The sequence below is a fragment of the Gordonia shandongensis DSM 45094 genome (genome assembly GCF_000423025.1).
Classification (GTDB): domain Bacteria; phylum Actinomycetota; class Actinomycetes; order Mycobacteriales; family Mycobacteriaceae; genus Gordonia; species Gordonia shandongensis.
On sequence record NZ_KE383969.1, the window covers coordinates 24742 to 47302 of the forward strand.

The following is a 22561-nucleotide window of genomic DNA, read 5'->3' on the forward strand; positions in this document are numbered from 1 at the left end:
GACCTTCTCGACGATGTTCGGGCGCTCCACCACGCGCTCGACGACGTGGTCGACGGTCTTCTCGACGACCTCCTCGACGATGTTGGGGGCTTCGACGATCCGTTCGACGACGTGGTCGACGACCTCCTCGACGACCTCCTCGACGATGTTGGGCTTCTCGACGCGACGTTCGACGGTGTGGTCGACCGGGTCTTCGATGATGTCCTCGATGACGTTGGGGCGTTCCACCACGCGCTCGACGACTTTGTCGACGGGCTTCTCGACGACCTTCTCGATGACGTTGGGGCGTTCCACCACACGCTCGACGATGTGGTCGACCGGCTTCTCGACCGGCTTGTCGACGATCCGCTCCACCGGGACTTCGCGGGCCACTTCGACGGTGGTGATCTCGGGTTTCTCGGTGACGAGTTCCACCACGCGTTCGACGACCTTCTCGACCGGCTTGTAGACGATCTTCTCCACCGGGATCTCGAGTTCCTTTTCGACGGGAACTTCGACGGCGTTCTCCTCGGCGACGTCGACGACCTTTTCCACGACGGTTTCGACGGGTTTGTAGACGATCTTCTCGACGGGGACTTCGACGACTTTCTCGACGATCTTCTCGACGGGTTTCTCGACGATCACTTCGACGATCTTCTCGACGGGCTTCTCGACGACTTTCTCGACGATGGATTCGACGGGGACTTCGACGACCTTGTCGACGATCGTCACGATCGGCTTCTCGACCATGCGTTCCACGGTGACCGGCTTATCGACCACGTCGTCGACGATTTCGACGAGCAGCTTCTCGACCATGCGGGTCACCTCGACGGGGCGTTCGACGATCTCGTCGACGACGGTCACGAGGAGCTTCTCGACCAGCCGTTGGATCTCGACGGGTTTGTCGACGATCTCGTCGAGGATGCTGACGACCGGCTTCTCGACGGTGCGGCCGATCTCGACTTCGGCGTCGACGACCTCGTCGACGACCGTCACGACCGGCTTCTCCACCATCCGCGGCAACTCGACGGGAACCTCGACGATCTCATCGACCACCGTCACGACCGGCTTCTCCACCGCCCGCGACAACTCGACAGGAACCTCGACGATCTCATCGACCACCGTCACGACCGGCTTCTCCACCGCCCGCGACAACTCGACGGGAACCTCGACGATCTCATCGACCACCGTCACGACCGGCTTCTCCACGGAGCGCGGGACGTCGACGGGGACTTCGGTGAACTCGTCGACGAAGGTGACGACGGGCTCCTCGACCTGGCGCGGGAGCTCCACCTCGGGTGTCACGACGCGGTCGATGTAGCTGACGACGGGCTCTTCGACGAGGCGGTGGATGTTCACGGGTTTGTCGACGACTTCGTCGACGACGGTGACGACCGGTCGTTCGACGGTCCGCACCACGTCGACGGGGGTGTCGACGATGTCGTCGACGACGGTGACGACGGGCTTCTCGATGAGTCGAGAGACGGTGGCGGGTTTGTCGATGATCGTGTCGACGGTGTTGACGACGAGCCGTTCCACGGTCCGTTCCATCGTCACCGGTACGTCGACGACCTTCTCGACCGGATTCTCCACCAGCCGTTCGACGGTGTATTCACGGTCGACGACATTGTCGACGACGTCAAGCGCCGGATTGTTCTCCTGCGGCTTTCCGTCGCTGCCCATCGGCCCTCCTCGAGAATCAGTTCTGTCTCCGAAACCCTCCCATAGGGCTGCGGATTCACGTAGTTGAACCCTTAGATTACGCGGCGCCTCGGGGAACGCGGAGTCGCCGTCGGCCGGGCGGCGGACTCGCGGAGAAGACGGGTCGGGATCGACACGCGAAAAGACCCCCTCGGGCGAGGGGGTCTTTCGGTGGCCAGGGCCGGGATCGAACCGGCGACCTTCCGCTTTTCAGGCGGACGCTCGTACCAACTGAGCTACCTGGCCAGACGGTGCCGGCCAGAAACCGAAACCACAGCGACCCTGACGGGACTCGAACCCGCGACCTCCGCCGTGACAGGGCGGCGCGCTAACCAACTGCGCCACAGGGCCTTATTCATTTTGTTGCTCCGAAGACCGTAGCAGACCCTCGTGGCGTACCCCCTACGGGATTCGAACCCGCGCTACCGCCTTGAAAGGGCGGCGTCCTAGGCCGCTAGACGAAGGGGGCCGGTGTTCCTCGTTGGGAGCGAGACAAACTCTATGTCACGTCTGTGTGAGAACACAAATCAGCAGGTCGGAACGGAAAACTGCGTTGCCGGGTCCGCCCCGCCACGAAGCGCTCCGGCCACCGCAGGATCGGCTCGTCGACCCCGGCCCCCACTCCCTCCCCAGCAGCCCGATCAGCCCTACCAGCCCCAGCAGCCCTACCAGCCGCCGAAGAAGCGGAAGAAGTGGCCGTGGATCGTCGGGATCATCGTTGTCGTCTTCATCGCGATCATCGGCGGATGCGCCGCCTTCGTCGGTGGCGTCGCCAACGAGATCGACAAGGAATCCAAGAGCACGGTCGATGTCACCTATCGCGTCACCGGTGACGGCACCGCCGGGTCCATCGTCTACAGCGATGCGAACTTCAACAGCGCCCAGGACACTGAGGCGTCGCTCCCCTGGGAGAAGAAGGTGACTCTTACCGGCTTCGGAAAGGTCGCGTCGCTGACCGCGTCGAACTCGTTCGACGGCAACGGAAAGATCACCTGTGAGATCCTCGTCGACGGCACGGTGAAGAATTCACAGACCGCCAACGGTCCCGGCGCCTCCGCCTCGTGTTCGTACAGCGCCAGTTCTTCGGACTGACTGAGCAGCGCTGATCGGTCTCGGCCCGCTCCGACAACGGAGCCGGCCGAGACCGATCCTCGTTCGTGTGCTCGTTCCCGCCGCCGACGCGACGGCGGCTCATCAGTGCCCCCAGCAGGGCTCGAACCTGCGACCTGCGGATTAAAAGTCCGTAGCTCTACCAACTGAGCTATAGGGGCGTGCGCCCAGAGAGTTTAACGCGACGCCCGAGTCAGCCGACGGCGGCCCGTCGGCGCGTCACCGATCGCACGGCCGACGTGAACTCGGGGATGAAACGCTCGGCACCCATCACACAGCATGCGTGACCACCGTCGACATCGAAACGCTCGGCGTCGGGGATCCCCGCCACCAGCAGTTCCTGCCGTTCGGGCTCCACCACGCGGTCGCGGGTCGAGACCACCACCGACGTCGGCACGGCCACCTCCGCGAGCCACGGGCGGGAGTCGAACTCGGCCATCGCGGCGCCGAACGCCCCGTACCGGCTCATCTTCGTGGTCGAGAACTGCCGCAACCCCCAGATCGCCGGATGCCGGGACCAGTCGTCGAGCTTCTCGTCCGACGCAGTCGGCATCATCCGCTCGAATCGCCCGAAGATCCGGGACAGCCGCTCCTCCGCCTCGAGCTGCCGCGGATCGATGCTGCTGAAATACGGTCCGGTGGAGCACAGCACGAGCGAGTCGACACGATCGCGATGCCGATGCCACGCGAGCTGCGCGATGCCTCCGCCCATCGAGAATCCGGCCGCCGTGAACGTCTCGATGCCGAGCTGGTCGGCGACGGCGGCGACATCGTCCGCGCAGTCGGTGAGCCGGAAGTCGTCCGAGGCGATCCCCCGACCGTGCCACCGGTGATCCATCGTGATCACCCGGAAGTCGCGGTTGAGGATCGGGATGACCGGATACCAGCACAGCAGACCGGTCGTGGTGACCGAGTGGAGCAGGAAGACCGTCGGCGCCTCACGCGGACCCGAATCGGTGATGTACGTCTCGCCGCGTCCCGGGAGTTCGAGCCTCCGCCCCTGCGGAAGGTTCGTCACGGGGTAGGGGCGGACCACGTGGGTGATCCCCCGCCGGAACTTCTCGAAACCAGTACTGACTGCGGACACGAGACCAAACTACACCCGAAGACGGCACCGCCCGGCGACGATGACGGGACCGAGACGCCGACCACACGTTGAGTCCGACCACACGTTCTCCGACCAGACAGGTCAGACTGATCGGCGAATCGGTCTCACCCGCGGGCGGCATCTGACATACTCCCTCGACGTGATACCGATTGATCGCCCCAAGCTCGAGGGCTCCGTCGCCGTCGGCGACCAGCGTCGTCGCCGAATCGGATTCTCCGAGTTCGGAGCACCCGAAGGCCCCGCCGTCGTGTGGCTCCACGGAACGCCCGGCGCACGCCGCCAGATCCCGACCGAGGCCCGCGAGTACGCGGAGGCCCGCGGCTTCCGTCTCATCGGGCTCGACCGGCCGGGCGTCGGCTCGTCCACGGAACACCAGTACGCGTCCATCGCCGACTTCACCGTCGACTTCCGAACCGTGCTCGACACCCTCGGCATCGACCGCTTCTCGGTGATCGGTCTGTCCGGCGGCGGTCCGTACGCGCTGGCCGTCTCCCACTTCCTGCCCGACCGGATCGTCTCGACCGGCGTGGTCGGCGGCGTCGCCCCGATCAACGGACCCGACGCGACCTCCGGCGGCGCCGTCGAACTGGCCAAGTTCATGGTCCCGGTGATGAAGGTGGCGCAACGCCCCGTCGGCAAGCTTCTCAGCACCGCGCTCGGGGTGGCCCGCCCGATCGCCGATCCGGCGATCAGCATCTACGGCAGACTGTCCCCCGAAGCCGACCGCGAACTGCTCTCGCGCCCCGAGTTCCGCGCCATGTTCCTCGACGATCTGCTCCACGGCGGCAGTCGGCGAATGGAGGCGCCCTTCGCCGACCTGCAACTCTTCGTGAGCGACTGGGGATTCCGGATCGGCGACGTGCGGGCGCACGTGCACTGGTGGCACGGCGACGCCGACAACATCATTCCGTTCTCACACGGCGAGCACATGGTGCGGCTCCTGCCGAACGCCGAACTGCACCACCTCCCCGGCCAGAGTCACCTCAGCGGACTGGGGAACAGCGTCGAGATGCTCGACGTCCTCCTGAACGCCTGGAACTGACGGGCCCCGCACTCACCGGACCCGAACTCACAGGGGCGGGGTGGTCGCCAGGCCTGCCGCGATCCCGAGGACCGCGGCCAGCACCGCCAGCTCGCATCCGGCACGAACGATCGACGCGCGTTCGGTCCCCGCGTGCCGACCGGCACGCGGCACCCACGTCCGACGATGCCGCGCCGCCATCGCGATGAGCACGACGAGCCCCGCGGACTTGGCGAACAGCAGGCGCCCGTACCCCGTCTCCCACAGCTGCGGGCCCACTCCGAGCTGCGCACCGGCCGCGACGATCCCGGTGACCGTCAGCGCCGCGACCACCGGCAGCGCCCGACGCGAGAACTCCGGCAGGCTCCGCGCCCAGCCGGCGCGTCCCCGCACGGTCACCACCAGCGCGCCGAGCGACCCGAACCACCAGGCCGCGCTCACCGCATGCACACCGAGGACCACCGGGAGCCACGACGACTGACCGCCGTGCCCGGTCACCGACACCGCGATCACGCCGACTCCGGCGATCACCGCCACCACCGACTCCGGCGGGTCGGTCCGAAACCCGGCGACCACCCAGCACAGGACGGCCGCCGCGCCCAGCACACCGACGAGCACCGGCAGCCCCGACTCGACGCCTGCGGTCACCTGATCGCCGCGGACGTCGAGCGGCGAGATCCCGGCGCGTTCGGCCACCTGCAGCCACCCGCCGACAACGCTCCCGATCCCCCACACTCCGGCGGCGACGGTCACGACGATCGGCGACGGCCGCGCCCCCAGGACCGGCAGACCGCCGAGTCCCACCAGGAGGCTGACCGCCGCGAGGGTGACCGCACCGACCAGCGACGACGGCTCCGGGTCGGCCAGCAGCCAGCAGGCTGCGGCACCGACCGCCGCGAGTGTCCCGCCGACGACGACCGCGGTCGCACGGAGTCCGGCGGTGTCGATCACCGGCGATCAGGAGCGACGGCGCACGAGCATCACGACCAGCGACCCGACGATCAGGGCCAGCACCACCACGATGCCGACGACGATCCCGGTGATCGCCAGACCGCTCAGCCCGCCCTCATCGGTCTCGGGCTCCCAGTCGTCGGCGACCGGGCCCGGCGTCCCCGTGCCCGCCTTGGTGAGCTCGAAGGTCACCTGTCCCTCGACGGGGTGCCCGTCGGCGGAGGTGACGCGGTAGTTGACCTTGTAGGTACCGACCGGGCCGAGTCCGTCGAGCGCCACCGACATGTCGCGTCCGCTGACGCTCGGCTCACCGCGCTGCCAGAAGTTGTTGTCCGGGCCGACCACCTTGAGCACGGGGTACGAGGATTTGAGTTCCTCGTTGAACGTGAGGACCACGCGATCGGGCGCCGCGTCGAGCTGTGCGTCCTGGGCCGGATTCGATTCGACGAGCGCCGAATGGGCGGCCGCGGGACCGGCGACGACGGCGGCGAGCACGGCGAGCATCGCCGACACCACCGCGAACGCCGAGAGACGGGAGAACAACCTGGACATACGCGTACACCTGACCTTGTGAGACGTGACTCCACGGAACACCGAGGCGGCGGGAGCCGCCTGCGATCCATCGTGGCACGCCTCGACGCATTAACCTGAATGCGTGTCGCTCTACTCACACGGATTCGTCCGCCTCGCCGCCGCCGTCCCGCAGGTCGCTCTGGCCGATCCGCGGCAGAACGCGTCCCGGACCGTCGAGCTCATCGACCGCGCACACCGCGAGGCCGTCGCCGTGGTCGCCTTCCCCGAGCTGGGACTGTGCGGGTACAGCGTCGACGATCTGGTCCAGCAGGACGCGCTGCTCGACGAGGTGGAGGCCGCGCTCGCGACGGTGGTCGCCGCGACCGCCGACCGGACACCGATCGTGGTGGTCGGGGCCCCGCTGCGCGTCGACGACGGGCTCTACAACTGCGCGGTGACGATCCATCGCGGCCGGGTCCTCGGGGTGACCCCGAAGTCGTATCTGCCGAACCAGCGGGAGTTCTACGAGCAGCGGTACTTCGCGGCGGCCCGCGACGCGGTCCGCGACACCGCTCTCGTCGCCGGTCGCCGCGTGCCGTTCGGCACCGACCTCATCATCGAGGTGTCCGACGTGCCGGGCCTGCGGATTCACACGGAGGTCTGCGAGGACGGCTGGGTGCCGATCCCGCCGAGCACGTGGGCGGCGCTGGCGGGGGCGACGGTGCTGATCAACGTGTCGGGCAGCCCGGTGACGGTCGGCAAGCAGAGCTACCGCCGGTCGCTGGTGACCGGGCATTCGGCGCGCTGCGTCGCGGCGCAGGTGTATGTGTCGGCCGGCTTCGGGGAGTCGACCACCGATCTGGCGTGGGACGGTGACGCGATGGTCGCCGAGAACGGCACCCTGCTGACCCGCAGTGAGGCGTTCTCGATGGATCCGCAGCTCATCGTCGCCGATGTGGACCTCGATCGCCTCCGGCAGGAGCGGGCGCGGATGATCTCGCTGCGCGACCAGGTCGGCGACATGGCGGACCGCGTTCGCGCCGTGCGCCGCATCGACGTCACCCTCGGCGTCCCCGACGGCTCCGGACCGCTGCGTCGGCCCGTCCCACGATTTCCGTTCGTGCCGACGGACGCCGACGACCGCGACGAACGGTGTCGCGAGGTTCTCGCAATCCAGGTGCAGGGGCTCGTCGCGCGGCTGCGGGCCACCGGGATCCGGAAGGTGGTGCTCGGGGTGTCCGGCGGCCTCGACTCGACGCTCGCGCTGCTCGTCGCGGTGCAGGCCTTCGACACGATGGGGTTGCCCCGCACCGACATCCACGCGTACACGATGCCGGGGTTCGCGACGAGCGATGCGACCCTTGCGCGCAGCCACGTGCTGATGGACTCCCTCGGCGTGACGGGGGCCGAACTCGACATCCGGCCGTCGTGCAGGCAGATGCTCGCCGATCTGGGGCACCCGTTCGCCGACGGCGAGCCCGTCTACGACGTGACGTTCGAGAACGTGCAGGCCGGCGAACGGACGTCGCACCTGTTCCGGCTGGCGAACCATCGCGGCGGCATCGTGCTGGGCACCGGCGATCTGTCGGAGCTCGCGCTCGGCTGGTGCACGTACGGTGTCGGCGATCAGATGTCGCATTACAACGTGAACGGCAGCGTGCCCAAGACGTTGATCCAGCATCTGATCCGCTGGAAGATCTCGACCGGCCGGTACCCGGTGGAGACCACCGTCGCGCTGCGGGAGATCCTCGACGATGTGATCTCCCCGGAGCTGGTCCCCGCCGACGCCGACGGGAACGTGCAGAACACGCAGGATCAGGTGGGCCCCTACGAGCTGCACGATTTCTTCCTCTATCACCTGACCCGGTTCGGTTACCGTCCCGACAAGATCGCGTATCTGGCACAGCAGGCGTGGGGTGATCGGACGCGCGGGCCGTGGTCGGAGATGATGAGCGACGACGAGCGTCACGAGTACGACGACGCGACCATCGACCGTTGGCTCACCGTCTTCCTCACACGGTTCATGGCGAGTCAGTTCAAGCGGACGGCGATGCCCAACGGTCCGAAGATCGGTTCGGGCGGCTCCCTCTCCCCGCGCGGCGACTGGCGCGCACCGTCGGACGCCCCCGCTGCCGCCTGGCTCCGTCGACTCCACCCCGACTAGCTCCACCCCGTCTGGCCGCCGAGAGCACTGTGCCGTATTTCGTTACCCGATTCGGGTCACGAAATACGGCAGTGACATACGGCGGTGAGGTGCGGCGGCTACTCGTCCGGCGGGGCGTCCGGCACCGTCGCCAGCAGCAGATCGAGCTGGCTGCCGAAGGCCTCCACGAGATCCCACAGGTCGGGCACGAGGTCGGGGCAGGAGAGCAGCCCGACGTTCATGACGCCGTCGGACGACATCACCGTGATGTTGAGTCCGAGCCCGTGGAAGATGGGGCCCATCGGGTAGACGGCCTCGACGCGGCCGCCGAGCAGATACATCGGCCGATCCGGTCCGGCGACGTTGGAGACGACGGCGTTGAACACCGGCGGATGCAGACCCGAGAGCCTGCGGTCGACGTACATCCGCATCAGCGCGCCCATCACGTTCCCGGGCGCGAACTCGGCGTATCCCCGGAAGATGTTGGCGTCGATGCCGCCGTGGTGGCCCTTGGCCTGCCTGCCGTACTCGCCGGCCACCCGAATCCGATCGACCGGATCGGCCACCGACGTCGGCAGCCGCGTGAACATCCCGGTCACCTTGTTGGTGCCCGCCTCGACGAGGTCGCCCTCGGCGGCCCCGCGCACCGAGACCGGCACCAAACCGACCAGCGGCTCCGCGGGCAGTTCGCCGCGAGATTCGAGATACTCGCGCAGTGCGCCGCCCGCGATCGCGAGGACCACGTCGTTGACCTTCACCCCGTAGTGGTCCTTGACCCGTTTGACGTCGTCGAGCGGCAGCTGCGCGAACGCGAGGGTGCGCCGCGCGGTCAGCGGCGCGTTGAACCGCGTGCGGGGCGCCAGGAACGGCGCGGGCATCCCGCCGCCGGTGCGGGCACGCCTGATCCACTCGAACGGGACGGGCACGGTCTTCGGGATCAGTCGTGCGAAGGCCACGGGCCGTTGCAGGAAGAAGTTCACCGCGCCGCCGACGGCGATGTCCAGACGCGAGCCTCCTCCGGCGGTCTGCTTGACCAGCTCCGGGTCGAGGGGCGGCGGATGCGGGGTGTCGGTGGCGAGTTCGCCGAGGATGTCGGCGACGGTCGCGCCGTCGACGCACGCGTGATGCATCCGCAGCAGCAGCGCCACGCGCCCGTCGGCCATCCCCTCCAGCACCCAGAGGTCCCACAGGGGTTTGGTGCGGTCGAGCACCTGCCCCACCAGGTGGCCGCACATCTGCGCCATCTCCCGGACGCCGCCGGGCGACGGGATGGCGATGCGGTGCACGTGGCGTTCGATCGCGAAGTCGTCGTCCTCCACCCACACGGGATGGTCGACGTTGGTGACGGAGTCGGCGAGGCGACGGCGCAGTGCGGGCAGTCCGCGCACCCGGCGTCCCATCTCGGAGCGCATCGAGTCGAAGGTGTAGCCGCCCGAGATGGTCGACGGGTCGATCTGCACCACGGCGGCGACGCTCATCACCTGCGACGGCGTCTCCAGGTAGAGGAAGGACGCGTCCAGGCCGCTCAGCCTCTGCATGAATCCACTCTAGCGCCGCGCCGAATTCCGGGGCGGCCCAGCGGTGTTCGCTGCAGGGCTGTTCGCTGCGGGCGCGTCAGACGCCGACGCGGTCGCGTTTGGCGGCCTCGCGGGCGAGGATCCGCTCGCGCTGCTCCTCGAAGCGCTTGGCGTCGGCCTCGGTGCTCTCCAGCCACGCGGCGAGTTCGTCGCGCGCCTTCTCCCCGCGGCCGGTGAAATCGTCGCGTTCGAAGATCTGCCACTTGCGCAGAACCGGCCACACGACGTCGTCCAGGTGCTGGCGGATGTCGTAGATCCCGTGTTTGGCCATGACGAGGCTCATCTTCCGGAAGTTCGGCATGCCGATCCCCGGCATCTCGAAGGTCGTGACGACGTCGGAGATCGCCTCCATCGCCTGGTCGGGTGCCAGGTCGAGGGCCGCGCCGCAGATGTTGCGGTAGAAGATCATGTGCAGGTTCTCGTCGGCCGCGATGCGCTGGAGCATCTTGTCGGCGATCGGGTCGTTGCACGCCTTGCCGGTGTTGCGGTGGCTGATGCGGGTGCCGAGTTCCTGCACCGCCACGTAGGCGACGCCCCGCAGGAGTCCGTAGAGGTCGTCGGAGTGCGCGCCCTTCGTCATGTTCGCCATGCGATCGTTCTCGAGCTGCACCGGGTCGACGCCGCGGGTGACGACGAGGTAGTCGCGCATCACGATGGCGTGGCGGTTCTCCTCGGCGGTCCAGCGGCCGACCCAGGTTCCCCACGCGCCGTCGGGTGAGAAGTACTCGGTGATCTCGCGGTGGTAGGACGGCAGGTTGTCCTCGGTGAGGAGGTTGAGGGTCATCGCCGCCTTGGCCACGGGGTCGAGCCGCGACTGCTCGGGGTCCCAGTCCTCACCGCCGAGTGCCGCGAAGTTTCGTCCCTCGTCCCAGGGGACGTAGTCGTGGGGGTGCCAGTCGCGGGCGAGGGAGAGGTGGCGGTTGAGTTCCTTCTCGGCGACGGGCTCGAGTTCGGTGAGGAGTTGGACTTGGGAGAGATCGGGCACCGGTGTGCCTCCTTGAACTGATCGGGCGCCGGCGGTGGAGCGGTCTCGGCGGCGGGCTGGGGCGTGATGTGCGCTACGGACATTGCGGGGTGTGACTGCCCGCACAGTAGGACACCTGCGCGGACCCCCGCAACCGGGCGACACGGCCCGAGCGGCCGAAACGACCCGTCCGACGCCCCCTCGACTGTACGATTGTCGACAATCGACACTGTGGAAGGGGTGGACGAGACATGGGCACCGAACACACCGACATCTGCGCCTTGAGCGCACTGGAGCTGACCGAGGCCTACCGCAGGGGAAACCTGTCGCCGGTCGAGGCCACCGATGCCGTCCTGGCGGCCACCGACCGCCTCGAGGCCCACCTGACCGCGTTCCGCATCGTCGACCACGACGGCGCGCGAGCTGCGGCGACGGCGGCGACCGAGCGGTACCGGAGCGGTACGACGCTCGGCCCCCTCGACGGCGTTCCGATCTCGATCAAAGACATCTTCCTCACCGCGGCCCATCCCACCCTGCGCGGATCGCGACTCCTGGCCGACGCCGACCCCGAGCCCACCGACGACGCCCCCGTCACCGCGGCCGCTCTCGCCGCCGGCTGCGTCCCCGTCGGGAAGACGACGACCTGTGAGTTCGCGTGGAAGGGCGTCACCGATTCGCCGTTGACCGGAATCACCCGCAATCCGTACGACCCCGACCTCACCCCGGGCGGGTCGAGCGGCGGGTCGGCGTCGGCGGTCGCCGCCGGCATCGGCCCCCTCTCGATCGGCACCGACGGCGGCGGGTCGGTGCGCATCCCGGCGGCGTTCACCGGGACCGTCGCGTTGAAGCCGACCTACGGTGTGGTCCCGATGTTCCCGTCGAGCCCGTTCGGAACGCTCGCGCACGCCGGCCCGATGACGCGGACCGTCCCGGACGCCGCCGCCCTCATGGACCAGCTCATCCGGCCCGACGTCCGCGACTGGTCGGCGGTGCCGCCGTCGGCGACGACACCCGAAGCGGGCGGCTATCTGGCGGCCGCATTGGACGGCACGCTCGGCGAACATCCGCTGCGCGGCATGCGCATCGCCTACAGTCCCGACCTCGGGTTCGGCCGCAACCATCCGGAGGTGGCGCGGGAGGTGGACGCCGCCGTCGGCGCACTCGCCGACCTGGGGGCCGACGTCGACCGCGTCGACCTGGCGCTCGACGACCCGGTCGACGCGTTCCACGCCCTGTGGTTCGCGGGTGCCGCGGCGGTGCTGGCGCCCTTCGGCCCCGACGCCCTCGACCGCGTCGACCCCAGTCTCCGCGCCGCCCTCGAACGGCACGGCGGGTACACCGCGCAGGACTATCTCGATGCGGTCGCGGTGCGGATGGCGCTGGGCGTGCGGCTCGGCCGCGTGCACCTGGACTACGACGTGCTCGTCACGCCGACGACGCCGATCCCGGCGTTTCCCGCGGGCGCCGACGTGCCGCCGGGCTGGTCGAGCCCCGACTGGACCTCGTGGACGCCGTACACCTACATTTTCAACATGACCCAGCAACCCGCGCTGTCGGTGCCGTGCGGTGTCACCGATGCCGGACTGCCGGTGGGCGTCCAACTCGTGGGCGCTCGGTTCGCCGACCGGCTGGTGATCCGGACGGGGGCGGCGCTGCACGCACGCATCGGCGACCGGACGCCGCGTCCCCGCATCCACGCGTGCGCCGAGGCCGTCCGATGAGCCGCACCGATCTCACCGGCGGCGGCTCCGGTGCGACGTTGGCGCCCGTGATTCAGGAGTCGACGCCGGCGATCATCGCCCGACTGCTGCGGCAGGCGATCTCGGCCGGCGACTTCGCGCCCGGCAGTCAGCTGGGCGAATCGGCGCTGGCCGCGCAGTTGGGCGTCAGCCGCGGCCCGCTGCGCGAGGCGATGGCGCGCCTCACCCAGGAGGGACTGCTGGTCTCACATCGCAATCGCGGGCTGTTCGTCGCCGATCTGACGCCCGACGCCGTCTCCGACATGTATCTGCTGCGGACCACGGTGGAACGCGCCGCCGTCGAACGGGTCCTGGAGAACGGCGACGGTGCGGCGTGCGCCGACCGGCTCGACGCCGAGGTGGCCCGGATGGCGGCGCTCGACGATCGTCCGGACTCCGCGGAGATGGCCGACGCCGATCTGCGGTTCCACCGGGAGTTGGTCGAGTCGGCGCGCAGCGAGCGGCTCTCGCGCGTGCACGAGACGGTCATCGTGGAGACGGGCATGTGCCTGCGGGCGATGCGCTCCACCTACGGCCCCGGCCAGGATCGGGTCTCCGAGCACCGCGCGCTGGCCGACGCCCTGCGGTCCGGTGACCTCGAGCGGGCCGTCGCGACCCTCGAGGAGCACATGCGCGACGGCCTCGCCCGCCTCATCGGCTAGCGGCGTCCTCATCGGCTAGCGGCGGCCTCATCGACCGGCGGGCCGGTGGGTGTCACCGCACCGGGATCGACACGTATTTGGTCTCGAGGAACTCCTCGATGCCGGTCGGCCCGCCCTCCCGGCCCAGACCGGACTGTTTGATGCCGCCGAACGGTGCCGCCGGATTCGAGACGAGGCCCGTGTTGAAGCCGACCATGCCCGCCTCGAGCTGTTCGGCGATCGCGAAGCCGCGGTCGACCGATTCGGTCATCACGTACGAGACGAGGCCGAACTCGGTGTCGTTGGCGAGGCGGACGGCCTCGTCGTCGTCGTCGAACGGGATCAGGGCGGCCACCGGACCGAAGATCTCGGTCTCCATCACGCGGGCGTCCCGCGGGACGTCGGCGAGGACCGTCGGCGGATAGAAGTGCCCCGGACCATCGGGGCGAGCACCGCCGCACAGCACGTGAGCGCCGCGGTCGACGGCGTCGGTGACCAGTTCGTCGACCTTGTCGACGGCGGCGGCCTCCACGAGCGGCCCCACGTCGGTCCCCTCTGCCGCGCCGTCGCCGACCGTGAGGTTCGTCATCCGTTGGGTGAGGCGGCCGGCGAAGTCGTCGAGCACGCTGCGGTGCACCAGGATGCGGTTGGCCGATGTGCACGCCTCCCCCATGTTCCGCATCTTCGCGGCCATCACCGCATCGAGCGCGACGTCCATGTCGGCGTCCCGGCAGACGATGAACGGGGCGTTGCCGCCGAGTTCCATCGACGTGCGCAGGACGCCGCGGGCGCACTGCTCGAGGAGACTCTTGCCGACCTCGGTGGAGCCGGTGAACGACAGTTTCCGGGCCTTGCCCGACTCGATCCACGGGCCGACCACCGAACCGGCCGACGATGTGGTCACCACCGACAGCACACCGTCGGGCAGTCCGGCCTCCGTGAGCAGGTCGACGACGTACAGGGAGGTCAGCGGGGTGAGGCGTGCCGGTTTGTAGACCATCGTGCAGCCGGCGGCGATGGCCGGACCGATCTTGCGGGAGATCATCGCCAGCGGGAAGTTCCACGGCGTGATGAGAATGCACGGGCCGACGGGCTCCTGGGTGACGATGAAGCGCGACGCGCCGTCGGGGCTGCGGCGGGCGTCGCCGCGAATCCGCGGGGCCTCCTCGGCGAACCACCGGAAGAACTCCGCGCCGTAGGCCACCTCGCCGCGGGCTTCGGCGAGCGGTTTACCCATCTCGGAGGTCATGAGGAGCGCCACCTCGTCCGCGCGCTCGGTGAGCAGTTCGTAGGCGCGGCGCAGGATCTCGGCGCGGTCGCGGGCGGGGGTCGCCGCCCACCCGCGCTGGTGCGCGGCGGCCGAATCGATGGCGGCGGCGGCGTCGGCGGCGCCGCCGTCCGCCGGTGTCGCGATGATCTCGCCGGTCGCGGGGTTCTCCACGTCGAACGTTCCGCCCGACGCCGCATCCCGCCACCGGCCGTCGATGCGGATTCCGGTGCCGAGTCCGGCGACGATGTCGGCGAGCGAGCGGGTCATGGTGTGCCTCCTGTTGTCGGGGTCTGTGCGGGGTCGGGGTCGAGGAGTTCGAGCAGGTGGTGCCCGTGCCGGTCGCCTCCGGTGGCGGGATCGGTGACGGCGAGCTGACGGATCGCGGTGGCGCACGAGAATCCGTCGGTGAGGACCACGGCGTCCGGGTGACGCCGGAGGGCCGGCGCCAATGCCTGCTGGGCGACGGTGTCGGCGACCCGCTCGTGGCCGGCGGTGAACCCGAAGTCGCCGGCGACGCCGCAGCAGCCGGTGGCCTCCACGACGCTGCCGACGCCGAGGGCGGTGAGGGCGGCCCGCTGAACGCGGTTGCCGAACGTCGCGTACTCGTGGCAGTGCGTCTGAACCACGGCGACGTCGGGGGCGCCTCCCGGCCACGGCGGGGTGCGGCCGTCGGCGGCGAGGGCGACGAGGTGCGCGGCGACCGACCGGATGCGGGCGCTCACCCGTGCGGCGCGGCGGGCGGCGTCGTCGCCGACGTCGGCGGCGGTCAGGAGGCGGGGCAGATCGTCGCGCAGGGTGGCCGCGCAGCTCGGCTCCACCACGACGATCGGCGCGTCGCCGCCGGTGGCGTCGAGGTGGCGGGCCGTGCGGTTCAGTGTGCGGCGGGCGGCGTCGAGGCGGCCCGTGGTGATCTGAGTGAGCCCGCAGCAGTGTCGGGCGCTGCACGCCACCGACGCGTGCAGGGAGCCGAGGACGCGGACGGCGGCGCCTGCGGTCTCCGGACGGAGTCCGCGGGTGAAGGAGTCGAGGAACAGGACGATCTCGGCGGGTGCGGGTCCGCCGACCGATGCCGGCGCCCGACGCAGTTCGGCGCGCAGTCGGGCGGCCGACGCGAACTGCGGGAGGACGCGGTCGTCGGCGAGTCCGCCGAGACGCGCCGCCGTCCGGCCCGCCCGGGTGCCGAGCAGCCGGTTGAGCGGTCCCGCCGCGTACGGGGTGACGCGCAGCCAGGTCGGGAGCATGCCGAGCGTGTAGTGGGTGCGCGGGCGGAGGCGGCCGGCGTAGCGGTGGTGCAGCACGTCGGCTTTCATGGCCGCCATGTCGACGCCCGTCGGGCAGTCCGACGCGCACGCCTTGCACGAGAGGCACAGGTCGAGGGATTCGGCGATCGCCGGCGACCGCCAGTCGGCGGCGGTGCGCTCGCCGCGCGCGAACTCCTGCAGCACGCGGGCCCGGCCGCGGGTCGAGTCCTTCTCGTCGCCGGTCGCCCGGTACGACGGGCACATCACGCCGCCGCTGTGCGAGCGGCAGCGACCGACGCCGATGCACGCCTGCGCGGGATGCTCGTCGACGCCGGCGAGCGCGAGGTCGGCGTCGATGGGGCGCGGCGACCGCAGTCCGCCGGGCGCGAGGATGCCGGTGGGGTCCCAGACGGCGGCGAACCGTTCGAACGCCGCGAGCATCTCCGCGGAGTACATGAGCCCCAGCAGTTCGGAGCGTGCACGGCCGTCGCCGTGCTCGCCGGACAGGGAGCCCTCGTACCGCACGACGAGGCGTGCGGCGTCGGTGCAGAACGCGCGGAACACGGTGCGGCCCCGTTCGCTCCGGAGGTCGAAGTCGATGCGGATGTGCATGCAGCCGGCGCCGAAGTGGCCGTACATGACGCCGGTGAGCCCGTGGGCGTCCAGGAGGTCGCGGAACTCGGCGAGGTAGTCGGCGAGCAGGTCGGGGCGGACGGCGGCGTCCTCCCAGCCGGGCCAGGTGTGGATCGTCTCGCCGGTGTCGGGGTCCACGAGCGCCGAGCTCAGGCCCGCACCGTCCTCGCGGACCCGCCACAGGTCGGCGCGCTCGTCGGGATCGGTGACCCGCCGCACGTCGACGGCGTGACCGTCGTCGATGAGCGCGGTGTGCAGTGCGGTGACGTCGGCGTCGTCCGAGTCGAGTTCGATGAACAGCCATGCGTGCCCGTCGGGGAGGTCCGCGACGGCATCGGGGCCGCGGCGGGCGCGCATCGTCGCGACGATCACCTCGTCGACGCCTTCGACCGCGGTGGGTCGGTGGGGCAACAGCAGGGGGACGTCGCGGGCGGCGTCGACGATGTCCGTGTAGCCGGCGACGAGCAGCGAGGTGCGGGGTGCGGTGTCGACGAGGGCGACGGTCGCCGAGGTGACGACGCCGCATGTGCCCTCGCTGCCGACGAGCGCGCGGGCCACGTCGAAGCCGTTCTCGGGGAGCAGGTGCGACAGGTGGTAGCCCGACACCTGCCGTGGGATGCGGCCCAGTTCCACCCGGAGGGCCGCGCGGTGGTCGTCGACGAGGGCGGTCAGTTCGGCGATGAGGTGTTCGGCGCGCGCCGCGGCGGTCGTGTCGCGGGGGTCGGTCGCGTGGATTCCGGTGCGGGTCGCGGTGAGCCGCAGTCCGTCGGCAGTCACCAGGTTCAGCGCCACCACGTGGTCGGACGTCCGGCCGTGGCGCACGGAGTGGTTGCCGCAGGCGTCGTTGCCGATGGCGCCGCCGAGGCAGGCGCGCGACTGGCTCGACGGGTCGGGGGCGAAGGTCAGGCCGTCGGCGTCGCGGTGCACGGCGGCGCGCAGGTCGGTGAGGACCACGCCGGCCTGGGCCGTCGCGGTCCGTGCGGCGGGGTCGACGTCGAGCACGCGGTGCAGGTGCCGCGACAGGTCGATCACCAGGCCGCCGCCGACGGCGTTGCCCGCCATCGACGTGCCGCCGCCGCGCGCGGTGGCGGCCACTCCGAGTCGGTGGCACACCCGGAGTGCGGCGGCCACCTCGTCCTCGGTGCGCGGGAACAGGACGGCCGCGGGCACCACTCGGTAGTTGGAGGCGTCGTAGGAGTATTCGGCGATGCGCCGCGCGGAGTGCTCGGCGGTCAGTCCCTCGGTGCGCAGTTCCGCCACGAGTCGCCGGGTGCCGGGGTCGACCGTGTCGGGTGGGGCCATGGCCTCACCTTCCCACCACGCGGCGTACGGCGCGAACGAAACGCTCCGTCCCGGTGGCGACCTCCTCGGCGGTGACGACGAGCGCGGGGATGATCCGGACGATCGATCCGGTGGGGCCGCAGGTCAGGGTCAGCAGGTCCTCGTCGATGCAGGCCTGCTGGACGGTGCTCGCGAGGCGGGCCGCCTCCAGTGCGTCGGGGCTGCCGGCGACGGCGGTCGGGTCGCCGAACTCGACGGCCAGCATGAGTCCGGTGCCGCGGACGTCGCAGACCTCGTCGATGTCGGCGAGTCCGTCGCGCAGTCCGGTGAGGAGTTCGGCGCCCCGCACGCGGGCGTTGTCGACGAGGCCCTCGCGTTCGATCACGTCGAGGGTGGCGACGCCGGCGGCCGCGGCCACGGCGTTGCCGCCGTACGTCCCGCCCTGCGATCCCGGCCATGCCTTCGCCATGATCGCCTCGGGGGCGGCGATCGCCGAGATGGGGAAGCCGGATGCGATGCCCTTGGCGGTGATGATGATGTCGGGCACCAGCCCGTCGGTGTGCTGGTGGCCCCAGAACCGGCCGGTGCGGCCCACTCCCGCCTGCACTTCGTCGAGGACGAGGAGGGCGCCGTGGCGGCGGGTCCGTTCGCGCAGGCCCGCGAGGAATGCGGGCGGCACGGCCAGGTAGCCGCCGTCGCCGAGGAACGGTTCGACGACCACTGCGGCCAGTTCGGCCGGGTTCACGCGGGTCGCGAGGAGGTAGTCGAATTCGGTGAGGGCGTAGTCGACGGCGTCGTCGACCGTCATCGACAGGCGCATCGCATCGGGGAACGGGGTGGTCGCGACGCCCGCCATGAGGGGGCCGAAGCCGGCGGAGAACTTGGTGCCGGCCGTGGTCAGCGATGCGGCGGCCACGGTGCGGCCGTGGAATCCGCGTTGCACGGTGACGATGTACTGACGTTCGGTGGCCATGCGCGCCAGCCGGACGGCTGCCTCCACGGCCTCGGATCCGGAGTTGGCGTAGAACACCGAGTCGATGCCGTCGGGCAGGTGGCTGCCGAGCCTCTCGGTGAGTTCGAGGAGCGGTCGGTGCATGACGGTGGTGTATTGCGCGTGGATGATCGTGGCGCACTGCTGCTGCGCGGCGGCGACCACGTCGGGGTGGCAGTGGCCGGTGCTGGTCACGCCGATGCCGGTGGTGAAGTCGAGGTAGCGCCGACCGTCGGTGCCGTGGATCCACGACCCGGAGGCGTGGTCGACCACGACGGGCGTCGCCTGCTTGAGGACCGGTGACAGGGATGCGCTGCTCATGCCGCCAGTCTGTGCCGTGGGCCCGTTATTGTCAACGGTCTGATTGTCGACAATCATCTCGGTGAGGGTGGTGTGTCAGTACGCCGGCGGCGATACGGTGAGGCATGCCCTCTCCCGCTCCCACAGCCCGTCCGGTGGTCGTCCTGCTGACCGCCGACGACGTCCCGCCGCCCACCGACATCGATGCGATCACCGCGATCGCGGACGTGCGCACCGCCACCGCCGACACCCTCGCCGACGTGCTGCCCGGCGCCGACGTCCTGTTCGTCTGGGACATCTTCTCCGGAGCCCTCGCCGACGCCTGGCACGCCGCCGACTCCCTGCGCTGGATGCACGTCGCCGCCGCCGGCGTCGACGCCGTCCTGTTCGACGAGCTGCGCGACTCCGACGTCCTGGTGACCAATGCTCGCGGCGTCTTCGACGAGCCGATCGCCGAGTACGTCCTGGCATGCGTCCTGGCTCACGACAAGCTCCTCCACCAGACCGAGGAGCACCGCCGACTCGGACAGTGGGCGCACCGAGAGACCCTGCGGGTGTCGGGACGCCGCGCCCTGGTGGTCGGGACCGGCGGCATCGGCCGCGCGATCGCCCGCCTGCTCCGCGCCGTCCGACTCGACGTGAGCGGCGCGGGACGGCGCCCCCGCGACGACGACCCCGACTTCGGGACCGTCGTCGACTCGGCCCGCCTCACCGACCATCTCGGCGACGTGGACCATCTGGTGATGGTCGCCCCGCTCACCGAGGCCACCCGCGGGATGCTCGGCGCCGCCGAACTGGCCGCGCTGCCCGACGGCGCCCACGTGGTGAACGTGGGACGCGGTGCGCTCGTCGACCAGTCCGCTCTCACCGCCGAGATCGCCTCCGGCCGCCTCGCGGCGCACCTGGATGTGCTGCAGACCGAACCCCTGCCCGCCGGCGACCCGCTGTGGACACTGCCCGGCGCACACGTCAGCCCCCACATGTCGGGCGACGTGATCGGGTGGCGCGACACGCTGTCCCGACAGTTCGTCGACCGGTTGCGCGTCTGGGTCGACGGCGGCGTCCCCGGTCCGGCGGTCGACAAGCAGCGCGGTTACGTCTCGGGCCCCTGAGCCTCCGGAGCGACGCCGGGCAGTTCGAGTCCGACGGCCTCCGCGGCGGCGACCATCGCGTCGGTGAACGTCCGGACGGCGGGACGTTCGGCGTCGCGCGCTCGGAACGTGAGTGACAGGTTGCGCGCGACCCCGTCGGCGAGCGGCGTCAACGTCACCCCGTCCGGCCGGTCGGCGGCCCCGAGGTCGGACACCAGGGTGACGCCGAGGCCGACGGCCGCCAACGCCAGGGCGGTCGACTGCTCCCCGACCGCGTGCCGCACGTCGGGTTCGAAACCGGCGTCGCGGCACGCGAGACGGACGGCGCGGCCGAAGTGCGACCGCCGGTCGGCCAGGATCCACCCGTACCGGGCGAGCGACGACAGTTCCACCGGCTCGGAGCCGAGGAGCCCGGAGCGGGCGGCGACGTACAGGTGCTCCACGGCGATCAACCTGCGGTCCAGGGTGCGGACGTGCGGCATCACGTAGTTCGTGTAGTCGATGACGAACGCGAGGTCGAGCGAGCCGTCGCGGACAGCGTCCGACCCGGCTTCGGGCGCCAGCTCCACGGATCGGACGGCCAGGTCGGGAGCGTTGCGCGCGAGGATTCCGAGTCCGGTCGGCAGCAGTCCGGTGGCGACCGAAGCCCACACTCCCACCCGCAGGGTGGCCGCGGTCCCGGAGCGCAGGAGTTCGATGGCGTTCCCCGCGTTCTCGACGGCGTCGAGGATCGATTCGGAGTGTTCGGCGAGGACGAGACCGGCTTCGGTGAGCGTGATGCGACGCCCGTACCGCTCGAACAGCGGGGTCCGCGCTTCGCGTTCCAGGAGGGCGAGTTGTTGGGAGACGGTGGACGGCGAGTAGTGGAGGGCGTCGGCCACCGCGGTCACCGTACCGCGGTGCCGAAGCTCTCGGAGCAGCTTCAACCGGTGCAGCGACACCTCCATGCCGTGAACTCTAATCGGTTTTACCGAACGATCGTCTGCGCTAAGTGCACATGGACCGATCGCGCTGGTCGGCCCCATGATGAGGGCACAGGCGGTGCCGACCGGCGGCCTGCCGCAGCGCACTCGTGAGGAGGGCAGGAGCCATGACACTCACCCCGATGAATCCCGCATCGGCGGCCACGGAGGCGGTGGTCCCGGCTCCGGCTCTGCGCCGTCCGCCGTATCTGCGTGTGGAGTGGGTCGACGAGCCGACGGGGGCCGTCGGCTACCTGGTGGTCGATTCTCTGGTCGGCGGTATGGCGACGGGCGGCACCCGCATGCGGGCCGGCTGCACGGTCGACGAGGTGGCGGATCTGGCGCGCGGGATGTCGAACAAGACCGCTGCCTTCGACTTGCCGGTCGGTGGCGCGAAGGGCGGTATCGACTTCGATCCGAAGGATCCCCGCGCACTCGACGTGCTGACTCGGTTCTGTGAGGCGATGCGTCCGTTCCTGGACCGGTACTGGGTGACGGCGGAGGATCTCGGGGTCTCGCAGTCGACGATCGACACGGTGTTCGCGCGGCTCGGGATGCGCCAGTCGTATCACGCCGCGATCGAGCGGTCGGCGGATCCGGGGGCGACGGCCGACCGTGTCCGCGACGGTCTGCATGCGATGGCGCCCGGCGGTGATCTGGGCGACGTGATCGGCGGTTACGGTGTGGCGCAGGCGTGCCTGGCCGCGGCGCGAGTGCGGGGGTGGGCTGTCGACGGGACGGCTGTGGCGATTCAGGGGGTCGGCACGATGGGCGGCGGTGCCGCGTTCTATCTCCATGAGGCGGGGGCGCGGGTGGTGGCCGTCGCCGATGCCCGCGGCACGCTGTTCGACGCCGACGGTCTCGATGTTCCGCATCTGCTCGCGATGCGCGACGGTTTCGGTGAGATCGATCGCGCGGCCCTTCCGGCGCGGGTTGCGCAGTTGCCGCGCGACGCCGTGTTGGCGGTCGACTGCGACATTCTGGTGCCCGCCGCCGTCTCGTATGCCATCACTGCTGAGAACTGTGCCGTCGTGGAGGCGTCGGTGGTCGTCGAAGCCGCGAACGCACCGACCACGGTCGACGCCGAACTCGATCTCACTGCCCGCGGGATCGCCGTCGTTCCCGACTTCATCGCCAACGCCGGTGCCGTCGCCTGGGCGTGGTGGCTCCTCCTCGGCGAGGTCGGCGACGACTACCGGGATTCGTTCGACAAGCTCGGCGCCCAGATGCATGCGAAGGTCAGCGCGCTGCTGGCCGGCTGGACACCGAACGCCGGCCCGCTGCGCTGGACTGCCGCCGATCGTTCCGCGGGCCGGACCGCGGCCCCGATCGTCATTCCGTGACG

Annotated in this window: 16 protein-coding genes, 4 tRNA genes and 1 pseudogene; 7 read left to right on the plus strand and 14 right to left on the minus strand. The window is 70.3% G+C overall.

Annotated elements, in window-relative coordinates:
- From G528_RS18670 to G528_RS0114625, 4 genes and pseudogenes are all read right to left on the minus strand, one after another.
- Nucleotides 1–1662 (minus strand): annotated as a pseudogene (locus tag G528_RS18670) (hypothetical protein); the annotation flags it as partial.
- Between the two features lie 190 nt (nt 1663–1852).
- Nucleotides 1853–1926, minus strand: a tRNA-Phe gene (locus G528_RS0114615).
- A 31-nt stretch (nt 1927–1957) separates the two neighbouring features.
- Nucleotides 1958–2031, minus strand: a tRNA-Asp gene (locus G528_RS0114620).
- Between the two features lie 45 nt (nt 2032–2076).
- Nucleotides 2077–2149: transfer RNA gene (locus G528_RS0114625), tRNA-Glu, on the minus strand.
- 32 nt (nt 2150–2181) lie between these two features.
- Here G528_RS0114625 and G528_RS17765 point away from each other — a divergent pair.
- Nucleotides 2182–2772, plus strand: a complete 591-nt coding sequence (locus G528_RS17765; protein WP_084638251.1) for an MmpS family transport accessory protein — start codon at nt 2182–2184, stop codon at nt 2770–2772.
- Nucleotides 2773–2878: 106 nt separating this feature from the next.
- On the opposite strand, the gene G528_RS0114635 is transcribed toward G528_RS17765, so the two are convergent.
- Nucleotides 2879–2951, minus strand: a tRNA-Lys gene (locus G528_RS0114635).
- 32 nt (nt 2952–2983) lie between these two features.
- Nucleotides 2984–3877 (minus strand): alpha/beta fold hydrolase, encoded by an 894-nt coding sequence (locus tag G528_RS17770; RefSeq protein ID WP_035720242.1) that lies wholly within the window; start codon nt 3875–3877, stop codon nt 2984–2986.
- A 160-nt stretch (nt 3878–4037) separates the two neighbouring features.
- On the opposite strand from G528_RS17770, the gene G528_RS0114645 reads away from it, so the two are divergent.
- Complete coding sequence (locus G528_RS0114645; protein WP_026919604.1) at nt 4038–4940, plus strand: alpha/beta fold hydrolase; 903 nt, start codon at nt 4038–4040, stop codon at nt 4938–4940.
- Nucleotides 4941–4967: 27 nt separating this feature from the next.
- Here G528_RS0114645 and G528_RS0114650 read toward each other — a convergent pair whose 3' ends face one another.
- Both G528_RS0114650 and G528_RS0114655 read right to left on the minus strand, forming a co-directional pair.
- Complete coding sequence (locus tag G528_RS0114650; protein ID WP_026919605.1) at nt 4968–5870, minus strand: copper resistance D family protein; 903 nt, start codon at nt 5868–5870, stop codon at nt 4968–4970.
- A 6-nt stretch (nt 5871–5876) separates the two neighbouring features.
- Nucleotides 5877–6422, minus strand: a complete 546-nt coding sequence (locus G528_RS0114655) for a copper resistance CopC family protein (protein ID WP_035720243.1) — start codon at nt 6420–6422, stop codon at nt 5877–5879.
- Nucleotides 6423–6525: 103 nt separating this feature from the next.
- Here G528_RS0114655 and G528_RS0114660 point away from each other — a divergent pair, with 103 nt between their 5' ends.
- Complete coding sequence (locus G528_RS0114660; protein ID WP_026919607.1) at nt 6526–8547, plus strand: NAD(+) synthase; 2022 nt, start codon at nt 6526–6528, stop codon at nt 8545–8547.
- Between the two features lie 98 nt (nt 8548–8645).
- Here G528_RS0114660 and G528_RS0114665 read toward each other — a convergent pair whose 3' ends face one another.
- Nucleotides 8646–10064 carry a WS/DGAT/MGAT family O-acyltransferase gene (locus tag G528_RS0114665; RefSeq protein ID WP_026919608.1) on the minus strand — a complete coding sequence of 473 codons (1419 nt, stop codon included), beginning with the start codon at nt 10062–10064 and terminating at the stop codon, nt 8646–8648.
- Between the two features lie 76 nt (nt 10065–10140).
- Nucleotides 10141–11088 (minus strand): acyl-ACP desaturase, encoded by a 948-nt coding sequence (locus tag G528_RS0114670; RefSeq protein WP_026919609.1) that lies wholly within the window; start codon nt 11086–11088, stop codon nt 10141–10143.
- Nucleotides 11089–11318: 230 nt separating this feature from the next.
- On the opposite strand from G528_RS0114670, the gene G528_RS0114675 reads away from it, so the two are divergent.
- On the plus strand, nt 11319–12788 hold the full coding sequence (locus G528_RS0114675) for an amidase (RefSeq protein WP_026919610.1): 1470 nt from the start codon (nt 11319–11321) through the stop codon (nt 12786–12788).
- Nucleotides 12785–13468, plus strand: a complete 684-nt coding sequence (locus G528_RS0114680) for a GntR family transcriptional regulator (RefSeq protein WP_026919611.1) — start codon at nt 12785–12787, stop codon at nt 13466–13468. The genes G528_RS0114675 and G528_RS0114680 overlap by 4 nt, the downstream gene beginning before the upstream one ends.
- Before the next feature lie 52 nt (nt 13469–13520).
- Here G528_RS0114680 and G528_RS0114685 read toward each other — a convergent pair whose 3' ends face one another.
- From G528_RS0114685 to G528_RS0114695, 3 genes are read right to left on the minus strand one after another with little or no spacing between them, the layout of a single operon-like run.
- Entirely contained in the window at nt 13521–14984 is a 1464-nt protein-coding gene (locus G528_RS0114685) for an NAD-dependent succinate-semialdehyde dehydrogenase (RefSeq protein ID WP_026919612.1), read from the minus strand.
- The gene (locus tag G528_RS17775; protein WP_051198868.1) at nt 14981–17893 is read right to left on the minus strand and encodes an FAD-binding and (Fe-S)-binding domain-containing protein; all 2913 of its coding nucleotides are present in this window, start codon (nt 17891–17893) and stop codon (nt 14981–14983) included. The genes G528_RS0114685 and G528_RS17775 overlap by 4 nt, the downstream gene beginning before the upstream one ends.
- Nucleotides 17894–17897: 4 nt before the next feature.
- Entirely contained in the window at nt 17898–19184 is a 1287-nt protein-coding gene (locus tag G528_RS0114695; RefSeq protein WP_026919613.1) for an aspartate aminotransferase family protein, read from the minus strand.
- A gap of 104 nt (nt 19185–19288) precedes the next feature.
- Between G528_RS0114695 and G528_RS0114700 the strand changes: the two genes are divergently transcribed.
- Nucleotides 19289–20275, plus strand: a complete 987-nt coding sequence (locus G528_RS0114700; protein WP_026919614.1) for a D-2-hydroxyacid dehydrogenase — start codon at nt 19289–19291, stop codon at nt 20273–20275.
- Here G528_RS0114700 and G528_RS0114705 read toward each other — a convergent pair.
- The gene (locus G528_RS0114705) at nt 20257–21201 is read right to left on the minus strand and encodes a LysR substrate-binding domain-containing protein (protein WP_026919615.1); all 945 of its coding nucleotides are present in this window, start codon (nt 21199–21201) and stop codon (nt 20257–20259) included. The genes G528_RS0114700 and G528_RS0114705 overlap by 19 nt on opposite strands.
- A gap of 143 nt (nt 21202–21344) precedes the next feature.
- Here G528_RS0114705 and G528_RS0114710 point away from each other — a divergent pair, with 143 nt between their 5' ends.
- A complete protein-coding gene (locus G528_RS0114710) occupies nt 21345–22559 on the plus strand; it encodes a Glu/Leu/Phe/Val dehydrogenase dimerization domain-containing protein (RefSeq protein ID WP_026919616.1) in 1215 nt (404 codons plus the stop codon).
- Nucleotides 22560–22561 lie beyond the last annotated feature (2 nt).